The sequence below is a fragment of the Bradyrhizobium hereditatis genome (genome assembly GCF_020329435.1).
Taxonomy (GTDB): Bacteria; Pseudomonadota; Alphaproteobacteria; order Rhizobiales; family Xanthobacteraceae; genus Bradyrhizobium; species Bradyrhizobium hereditatis.
In genome coordinates, this window is sequence record NZ_JAGKJK010000028.1 from 35,485 (window position 1) to 44,707 (window position 9,223).

A 9,223-nucleotide genomic window follows, 5' to 3' on the forward strand; every position below is an offset into this window, starting at 1 on the left:
ATCAGGAGCGTCTCCGGCCGTCGTAGCTCAAGCAATCGCCCTGACGCGCTCTGAAACAGGGCGCTGCTGCTTCAGCCTGACCGGCGCGCCGTGATCGGCGATCGAACGAGATGCCGCCTCCAGCACCTCGATCACCCGTAGGCCGGATAGACCATTGGAAATCGGCGATGCGCCGGTGCTCACGCATTCGACGAAATGTTCGACCTCGGATTGCAGTGCCTCCTTCGTCGAGATATGGGGCGCCCACATGTCGCCAGCTCGATATCCGATCCGGAATTGATGGGCATTCTCGGCCTGCGCATTTAGAGTGATGCCCTTGTCATAGACCTTGATCTTTTCGGTGGGCTCAAGGTCGTCATAAACGATCATCTTCTTACTGCCGCCAACAAACGTCTGGCGCACCTTTATAGGAGAGAGCCAATTGACGCTGACGTGAGCGACGCACTTGCTCTCGAAAAACAACGTGATATGCGCCATGTTCTCCGGCGAACCGGTGACATGGCTCGATCCCGTCGCCGAAACCGCAATAGGGTCCTCGTCAAGGAGATACTGGATGATAGAAAGGTCGTGGACAGCCAAGTCCCAGATCACATTCACATCGCTTTGGAATAGACCGAGGCTGGATCGCGTGCTGTCGTAATAAAAAATCTCGCCAAGTTGGTCCTGAAGGATGAGTTCGCGTATCTTCTGCACCGCCGGCGTATACAGGAAGGTGTGATCTACCATCAGCGTCAACCCGCGTCGATCGGCTTCGTCGACGAGACGGCGCACCTGATCGGACGTTTGAGCAAGTGGCTTCTCTACAAGCACATGCTTTCCTGCGTTCAGTGCAGCGAGAGCTAGCTCAAAATGTGTGTGAACAGGCGTTGCGATCGCGATGGCATCTACGCGCGGATTGCGCAGAAGTTCGGTGAAATTGGAAGTCGTCGATATTTCGGGGTGGCGACGCTTGCAAGCGGATAGCTTTGCCGCATCCAGATCACTAACTCCGATAACTCGCGACGCGTCGTTGCCCGCGAAATTGCGGACGAGGTTCGGACCCCAGTATCCATATCCGACAATGCCAATTCCGATCATTTCAAGCACCTATATTCTTTAATTAGTGGAACTTTCAGCGTATAGCGGCAGGTCTCGGCAGAAAGATCTTTCTGCAATCATTTTGGTTCGCTTCCGACTGCGCCCGGGATCTGCACGACCACCGAGCTGCGGACAAAGTCGAGCCCGGTGTCTTCGCGTCGCGCAGAAGGCACAGATGATCGGCAGTTCTGTAACGCCATCTGATCGTACCTAAGCCTATGCGCTTCGACATCAACGTGTCCCGTTCTGATGAACGTGCGGATGGATGCAATCAGATCTTGTGACGCCTGCGGGCTTAGCGGCTCGGTTTCGTCGATGACATCCAGGTGATCCAGCTTGTCCAGCAACTCACGTTCGTCGAACGCAACTTCGATACGTCCCTGTTGGGCGAACCGTTTTGCGGTGGCCATCTGATGATCGTTTCGCTGCTCTCCCATGCTCGCTCGGCGGGGCATGACAATAATTCGCTTTCCCAATTCGAGCGCAGTAATGATCGAGCCCATGCCTGCATGGGCTATAACCAAGCTGGCTGATTCAACGTACTCCCGGAATTTCGCCGGATCGACAAACTGCTCGGACCGAATATGCCTGTAGCTTGCATCGGACGGGCCCGTCTGGGCGAACACGTCGGTTCGTCCGTGTTTCCCGGCCCATTCGTCGACGGTCCGGACCAAGCGGTCGAAATGTCCCTGAGTACCCACTGTCACAAAGATCATAGGACAGATCCCGCATAATAGGGGCCTCCTGGCCGCGTCAGGTGGGGCCACTGAGTTAACCAGAGGTCAGCGAAACGACCGATTCTCGATCCGGACATTGAGAGCTGCTCGACGTTGGCGATGCTGTCGAGCCAGATGGTTCGCGCGCCAATCATTCGCCCCAACCGAAGTGCGAGATATCCTGGAGCCGCACCGGTGGAGATCACGATATCAGGCTTCTCGCTCCAGACGATCCAGGCAAGCTTGGCCGCCGCTTTCAATAGCGCAATTTTCCTCCAACGGTTCGCATCGTTGACGACGTAGAAGTTATGGCCTGCAACCTGATTGCGATAAGAATCATGCACCGTGACGAAGGTGACCGAGCAATCGGCAAATGCCTGCGTGATCCGCATAAGTTGAATCCAGTGCCCTCCGCCCGAGGCGACCGCCAACAGTTTTGGACTGTTGGCCCGCGATTGCGACGACAACGCTTCGTCGTTTTGACGCACCTTGGTCTGAAGCATCAGCTGGCACCTGTTTGAAATTTTGAAAAATGAGCGTTGCGACACTAAGGTGTGGCCAGTTTCGTACCTCTGGTGAGGGTCCCTCTCATGTAACGCATTATTTAAATTTCAAGCTGATTTATATATTAAATGATCGACCTGAGTCAATTTAAATATTTTACGCTGTATTTAAAGTGGCGCTCGGTTAATTCTGGCTAGGGTCAGGCTGGATAGACGGTTGGCCAGGAACAACCCGTTGTATCTAAATCTGGTGTGGGCGCGACCGCCAACACGTCGCCCCATTCGAGCCGGGCCGCTAGCGCTCGAATGCATGAGAAGGAATGACGATATCAGTGTCGACGTAAACCCGCGGAAAGGAGCGGGCGACCTGATCACCCAGATCCAGCGCGTGCGTCTTACTGGCGACGCTGGATTCGACGACGCGGACCGCTTGGCCGAATCCGCCGAGCAACGCTTGCCGTATCGTCAGTACGTCCGTTGCAAACGACGACTAGTCTATTTCATCGACACCTTCGCGGCTGACCCATTGCTCCAGCGTCCGAGCAATGATCGAGCTTTCGTTGTATGCCGGGACGATGGCGATGGTGAGTTCGACCGATTTTGCGAGTGTCCGAAAGGCCGACCGCGATTTCAACATTAAACCGCCAGCGTCACCTTACGCCATCATGCTGGAGGGCTTAACCTACCGCGGAGAGAACAGTGGCCTGGCGCAAGGATGATCGTTGGAGAGCTTGACACCCAGACCCGGAATTAGAGAACAGAATCGGTCCAAAGCCGAAACCGTCGATGAGGCGATGAAGACCATACAAGATTCATCTTTGCCTGATAGAGCGGTCTTTTCTGCGCTTTTCCCCGACGCTACTATTATCCCGGAAAAGTTTCGGGATTACCAAATCGCTTATGGCCGTTCGGAAAAATTTCGGATCGCGCCTATGGCGTGAGTCTGGCCCATTTGGATGGCAGCCGCGCGGGCATCTCACGTTCGTTCCGTCTGCGCAATCCCGCCCGACGAGACGACCGCTGTTACCCAGCTGCTGGTAAAGAAGCAAAAATTGGGTGTAGATCAGCTCGACAGCGCAAGCGCGATTGACATTCCGATCAGCGGGGACTGGAAGACGGCCCGTTCCCAGTGTCCGGCCAGCCATTCCACCATTCGGGCCGTCGCCGCCAGATCTCGCCCCAAGTTTGGGCAGCCATACGCCGTCCTAGCGCGCGCGTTGCCCAGTATCGGCTGAGCGGCCAAAGCCGGAAGAGCATCAGGCCGGCCGGTCGCTGCCAACGAGGAAAATGCCGTCGGATCAGCAGCACCTTGGCACGCAGCAGCCGCACCATTTTTTCGGACCGCACTGTTTCGGAAGCACCGGCATAATGGATGATTTGAGCTTCGGGCGTGATCATCGGCCGCGCCCCCTTCGCCTGAGCGCGCAGGCAGAGATCGGCTTCTTCGCCATACATCACGTAGCTCGGGTCAAAACCTCCGAGTTCCTGCCAGAATTCTCGTCGGATCAGTAGGAAACACCCGGTGACGATATCGACCCCGCGCTCGCTGTCGCGCGGCCAACCGCCGTAACCTTCGGGATTGAAGAGCGTGCTGCGGCGGAACAGGCTCGATAGCCCCACGACCTGGCTCGCCACGCTCCAGAGCGTCATGCGCCGCCAGCAGTTGGTCGGGTTGAGGCTGCGGTCACCGTGAAGCGTCCGGCCGCCCCAGATTTCTGCTTCGGGCACACGACGCGCGAAATCAAGAAGCCGGTCGATGGCTCGCTCAAGCACGACGGTATCGGGGTTGAGCAACAGAAGATACTCCCCGCGGGCATGGGACGCAGCTATGTTGTTGGCCTTGGCGAAGCCGTGGTTCTCGATTTCCGCCATCAGGCGGACGTCCGGAAACTCTGCCGCAATCGCAGCGGCGGATCCGTCGGACGAGGCATTGTCCACCACAATCAGTTCGAAGGACTGGCGTGTCTGCGCAAAGACCGACCGCAGGCATTCGAGCGTCATCTCGCGCGTGTTGTAGCTGACGACGATAATGGAAACGAGGGGCGCAGACTGCCCAGTTATTTTCGTCATGCGCGGTGATCCCTGTTTTGCCGGTTGCAGACAATGCCAAAAACTTCGAAATTCTGTATTATGGAAGCCATCTCCGTGCAATCTTGCGGCGAGGTTCTTCAACCACGACCGGACACCAATTGTGATGAAGCTCTATTCACTACAGATATTTTCTGACGGAAGGACATAGACCTTGTGTGGCATTGCGGGATGGATAGGACCGCCGCCGGCGGATGCCGGACGCCTTCGAAACATGACGGACGCGCTTAGGCATCGGGGACCGGATGGCGAAGGACAGACGATTCTGCCCCTTTCCGGAGGCGCCGTGGCCGCACTGGGGCACCGGCGCCTTTCGATCATCGATCTCGCGGGCGGCAGCCAGCCAATGGCCAGCCACGACGGACGCTTCACCGTCGTGTTCAACGGCGAAATATACAACTACATCGAGATCCGGAACGAGCTCCTGGCGCGTGGCGCGCGATTCACGACCTGCTCGGATACCGAGGTTATCCTCGAAGCGTGGCGCACCTGGGGGGCCGAGTGTCTGCCCCGCTTCAGGGGCATGTTCGCCTTTGCGCTGCATGACGACGTGACGCGGACCGTTGTGCTGGCCCGGGATCAGTTCGGCAAGAAGCCGCTGTTCCTCGCCGAGCGGCAGACGGTTTCCGGACCGGTGCTGGTGTTCGGCTCCGAAATAGCTGCCTTGCTGACTCATCCGGAAGTGCGTGCCGAACTCGACGTCGACACGCTTTACCAATACCTCTGCTGGCGCTACGCCCCCGGCCCCTTCACCTTTTTCCGCAATATCCGCAAGCTGCCACCGGGAAGCTGTCTGATATGGCGGAACGGAGAGATGACGACGCGGCGCTACTGGACCGCTCCGGAAGAGACAGCGCTACACCGTACGCCACCCGCTGACCCTGTCGCCGGGTTTCTTGCTGTCTTCGATGAGGCGGTGAAGCTGCGCCTGAGAGCCGATGTGCCGCTCGGGGCGTTTCTGTCGGGCGGGCTCGACTCCACGTCGATCGTGGCGACGCTGGCCCATCTCGGCGCCCCCGAAATAAGAACCTTTTCGGTCGGTTTCCGGGATGATCCAGCTTCGGAACTGGGCTTCGCCGCCGAAACCGCGCGCCAGATCGGCACGATCCATACGTCGCTGGAGCTCGTGCCGGATGACCTGACCGCGCTGCTACCAATGCTCAGCCGTCATCGTGCCGCGCCAATTGCGGAGACCGCCGATCTGCCGATCTACATGATGTCGGTGGAGGCTGCGAAACACGTGAAGGTCATCCTGTCGGGTGAGGGTTCTGACGAGATGTTCGGTGGCTATCCGAAGCATCTTGTGGAGAGGCATCTTGGCCGCCTTGCCGGACCGGGACTGCTCTCGGTCGCGGGACATGCTCTACTCGCGGCGACATCTCCGGCTCCTGCGGTGGGCCGGAGATTGAGAATTGCCGCAAGAGCAATGAGCACGCGCCGGTTCGATGAGCGAATGGTCTCCTGGTTCGGCGCCCTTACCCCGGCAGAACGCAAGACATTGTGGACCGGCCCCGCGGTCTGCCGTCAGCCCGATGCGCGCCCCTTCAATGCGGCGGCGGGAAGTACCCCGTTGCGCCGTGTACTGCATTTCGATCAGACGTCTTGGCTGCCTGACAACCTGCTCGAGCGGATGGACATGATGACAATGGCTGCCTCGATCGAGGCGCGCGCACCGTTCATGGACGTTCGGCTCGCGGAGTTCGCCAGCACCTTGCCGGACAGCCAACGCATCAAGTGGGGTGTTACAAAACGGATCGTACGGGAGGCTTTGGGCCCGCGCCTGTCGGAATCGGTTTTAACCCGGCGGAAGAACGGTTTCAGAATGCCGGTGACGGAATGGTTTCGCGGCCCGCTGCGCGATCCGGCGCGGGAACTCCTGCTCGGGTCCGATAGCATTAGCGGTCCCTACCTCGATCGCGCGACGGTTAGACTCTACCTGGACGAGCATGCAAAAGGACAGCAGAATCACGACAAGACGCTCTGGGCTCTGTTCGCGCTGGAGACATTCCTGCGCGAGTTCTTCTGATCGGACCGGCAATGCTGATCTCAGTCATTATTCCGCACCTCAACCAGGAAGCCTACCTCAAGCTTGGTTTGGAAGCCCTGCACGCCCAGCGTGCCATCACTAGCAAGATCGAGATCATCGTCGTCGACAACGGGTCGGCGAGGTTGCCCAGCACGGTCTGTTCTGCTTGGCCTGATGTCCGACTCGTCTCAGAATCCATTCCCGGCCCGGGGCCGGCTCGCAACCGCGGAATCCGCGAGGCGCGCGGTGACATCCTAGCATTCATCGATGCCGATTGCCGGGCCGATCCCGGTTGGCTCGCTGCGATTGAGGCCGCCTTTGCCGACCGAAGTACTCGGATCATCGGTGGCGATGTTCAGGTCAGTTATGAAAATCCCTCGCGGCCTACATTTCTCGAACCATATGAAAGCATCTATTCCTACCGCAACAGCGAACACATCGCGGAAGGGTTTTCGGGAACTGGCAACCTTGCAACGTTGCCGTCGGTCGTCGCCGAGGTCGGACCGTTTGCGGGGATCGAGGTTGCCGAGGACCGCGATTGGGGGCTGCGCGCCTGCGCAAAAGGCTATGCGATACGGTATGTACCGGAAATGATCGTGTTTCATCCCGCTCGGAAAAGCTTCGCCGAGCTGACAGGGAAATGGGACAGGCACATTGCTCATGACTACGAGCGCATCCGGCCCCGACGCCTTGGTGCGCTGCGTTGGTTGGGCAGGGCGATCGCAGTTGCCGGATCTCCAGTCGTGGAATTTCGGACACTACTCTTCTCGCCCCGTGTCTCAGGTTCGCGGGAGCGCATCTTGGCATTTCTCTGTCTGACCGCGATCAGGCTCTATCGCAGTGGCCGCATGATCGGAGTGCTACTCCGGGACGACGGCCTAAAAATCTCGGCAGCATGGAATCGGAAATAGAAGACGGACGCACTGCTGCAAGATCGGACAATTGCCACCTGCCATCAGGTCTTGATTGGGTTCGTGACGGAGGAACGCCACCCGCGGGTCCATCGCCAATCAGGCAGCCACTGCGAGTGTGTCATAATTGAACGATTGCTGGTTTCAATTGAGCTATGATGGCCACTGCGATTGGCAGCGTCGGTCCGGGGACCGGCGACTGCATCGAGCCAGTGCCGCTGCTGGTCGGTGCGGCGCCGCGCAAGCTGCGTCACCTTGCCGGCACGGCGTGGGGCCGGAAGCGAGCGGCCGTCCCTGATCATGTTGTCGAGTTCTTATTTGGCTGGGGTAGGCTAGCTATATCGCAGTCATGCCGCCAACGTGCACAAGTAAGATCACCCGATCTGGAGGCATAACATAATAGGCGGGCGTCACCGCCCTAAACGTCGTAGCGATAAACGTGAGAAAGATGTCCCGACCGCTCCAAGTACTCTATAAGGCGTAACATTGTTGTGCGGCCATCAGAACCCGCCGCAGGGGTGACCCGGTTGACAATGAGGCACTCATCTCTCCCCAAGCAGAGCGGCACCGCGTCTCGCACGGTTAGGCCACAAGTGAGTACGTTGGACGGCCGCACGGCAAGAGGCGTCACTGGTGGCAGGCGGTTCGTCAGGAGCGCTGCAACCGGTCCAGAAATCGTTGAGCGCCGAATCCGGCGGACGTGGCGACCAACAATCTCCATACGGGCACGCCTAAGCTGAGCATCGCAGGAGACTGACCGAAAAGTTTAGGGTCAGTTGGTGCGTGCGGCATCTCCACCGCTCCTTCCTTCTGTAATATCCGATCTCAGGCCCGGTGCGATCTTGCGAGAATACGCTTCGTCCCCGCGGTGCGAAGACAAGGCGATCGAGGGCGTGCGACCACCGCCGAGCGTCGCAGTTGTTTTTTTGAGTTATGTGCAGCCAGCATAGACAGTCGGACTGCCACGGAAACAAACGTAGGAATGCTCGACTTCGGTCGGCCGCTTGCACCGACAGTTCGCCGACAGATCTCGGTAGGCCTCCTCGACCGAGCTGGCGTTGCAGATAGCGCTCAACAATGTCATCTCAGGGTCGGCCAGGAAGCTTCGGCATCCTCAGCCGCAGCTTGACTGTCTCGGCTACGGCTCTCTGGTGCGCGGTGGTACCACTCCTGTCGAGATCCTGATCGCGGGCATGCTCATGCAAGCAGTGCTGTAGTTGAGAGCGGTCGAGGATGGACGCGAACAGCCGGCTCAAAGGCTCGCTGAATGTTCTGGTAGGCATTTGACCAGGTTAAGCGATTTGCCGATCACCGCGCGAAAAGGGGGCCCGGAATCCGTATCCGCAGACGCGCCAGGCCCAAAGGGCCATCATCTTTTTGGGTACGGGATGGGGTTTTTTTGGTTATCCCATTGGACGTTGTTTCTGATAATCGGGGTCGAATTCACGACATTGAAGTAGCCGTAAATCCCGCGCTCAACGTAGTTGTTTTCGACCGTGACGTTGGTGATGGGGCGCGTCGTGGATTCCACATAGATCGTGAACGACGGGTCGCCGTACATCAGGTTATCTTTAACCAGAATATCATCAATAGCACCGAACTCAGTCTTGATGAAGACGGCGGCAGTGCCGCCGGCGCCGGTGGGCATGGAGATCGTGTTGTGCTCGATCACCGAACCGTTTTGGCCACCAAACAAGGTGATGCCATCGAAGTGACGGGCATCCGGGTTGCTCGACGTGTCAGCCAAGTCGTGGATATAGTTGTCCTTGACCTCGGCGCGGCCGAACAGCTGGATGCCGATCACCATGCCTTTGATATCGCAGCCGATGATCGCAGAGTTGGTGCCGCCCCCGATACCGAGACCAGATGTGCGGGTTGAGCCGCTGCCATCGATGTCGCAGT

8 protein-coding genes are annotated in these 9,223 nt (G+C 58.4%); 3 read left to right on the forward strand and 5 right to left on the reverse strand.

The annotated features are described in order from the left end of the window. Positions 1–27 precede the first annotated feature (27 nt). The 3 genes from J6524_RS35260 to J6524_RS35270 form a co-directional block, all read right to left on the reverse strand. Complete coding sequence (locus tag J6524_RS35260; RefSeq protein ID WP_225678492.1) at positions 28–1,077, reverse strand: Gfo/Idh/MocA family protein; 1,050 nt, start codon at positions 1,075–1,077, stop codon at positions 28–30. A 77-nt stretch (positions 1,078–1,154) separates the two neighbouring features. Continuing rightward, complete coding sequence (locus tag J6524_RS35265) at positions 1,155–1,793, reverse strand: glycosyltransferase (RefSeq protein ID WP_225678493.1); 639 nt, start codon at positions 1,791–1,793, stop codon at positions 1,155–1,157. Then, the gene (locus J6524_RS35270; RefSeq protein ID WP_225678494.1) at positions 1,790–2,296 is read right to left on the reverse strand and encodes a glycosyltransferase family protein; all 507 of its coding nucleotides are present in this window, start codon (positions 2,294–2,296) and stop codon (positions 1,790–1,792) included. Before J6524_RS35270 ends, J6524_RS35265 begins: the two co-directional genes overlap by 4 nt. Before the next feature lie 545 nt (positions 2,297–2,841). Here J6524_RS35270 and J6524_RS35275 point away from each other — a divergent pair. Then, positions 2,842–3,015 carry a hypothetical protein gene (locus J6524_RS35275; protein ID WP_225678495.1) on the forward strand — a complete coding sequence of 58 codons (174 nt, stop codon included), beginning with the start codon at positions 2,842–2,844 and terminating at the stop codon, positions 3,013–3,015. Positions 3,016–3,394: 379 nt separating this feature from the next. Here the strand turns inward: J6524_RS35275 and J6524_RS35280 are convergent, their stop codons facing one another. Then, entirely contained in the window at positions 3,395–4,468 is a 1,074-nt protein-coding gene (locus J6524_RS35280) for a glycosyltransferase family 2 protein (RefSeq protein WP_225678496.1), read from the reverse strand. A gap of 70 nt (positions 4,469–4,538) precedes the next feature. Here J6524_RS35280 and asnB point away from each other — a divergent pair, with 70 nt between their 5' ends. Then, on the forward strand, positions 4,539–6,410 hold the full coding sequence (gene asnB, locus J6524_RS35285; protein ID WP_225678497.1) for an asparagine synthase (glutamine-hydrolyzing): 1,872 nt from the start codon (positions 4,539–4,541) through the stop codon (positions 6,408–6,410). 11 nt (positions 6,411–6,421) lie between these two features. Next, complete coding sequence (locus J6524_RS35290; protein ID WP_225678498.1) at positions 6,422–7,321, forward strand: glycosyltransferase family 2 protein; 900 nt, start codon at positions 6,422–6,424, stop codon at positions 7,319–7,321. A 1,369-nt stretch (positions 7,322–8,690) separates the two neighbouring features. Here J6524_RS35290 and J6524_RS35295 read toward each other — a convergent pair. Beyond that, the coding region (locus tag J6524_RS35295; RefSeq protein WP_225678499.1) for a right-handed parallel beta-helix repeat-containing protein at positions 8,691–9,223 on the reverse strand (533 nt) is incomplete at its 5' end.

Bases quoted from the DNA above. Each gene is read 5' to 3' on its own strand.
- J6524_RS35265 (WP_225678493.1), bottom strand. From the start codon at position 1,793: ATGATCTTTGTGACAGTGGGTACTCAGGGACATTTCGACCGCTTGGTC.
- J6524_RS35290 (WP_225678498.1), top strand. From the start codon at position 6,422: ATGCTGATCTCAGTCATTATTCCGCACCTCAACCAGGAAGCCTACCTC.
- J6524_RS35260 (WP_225678492.1), bottom strand. From the start codon at position 1,077: ATGATCGGAATTGGCATTGTCGGATATGGATACTGGGGTCCGAACCTC.
- J6524_RS35270 (WP_225678494.1), bottom strand. From the start codon at position 2,296: ATGCTTCAGACCAAGGTGCGTCAAAACGACGAAGCGTTGTCGTCGCAA.
- J6524_RS35275 (WP_225678495.1), top strand. From the start codon at position 2,842: ATGATCGAGCTTTCGTTGTATGCCGGGACGATGGCGATGGTGAGTTCG.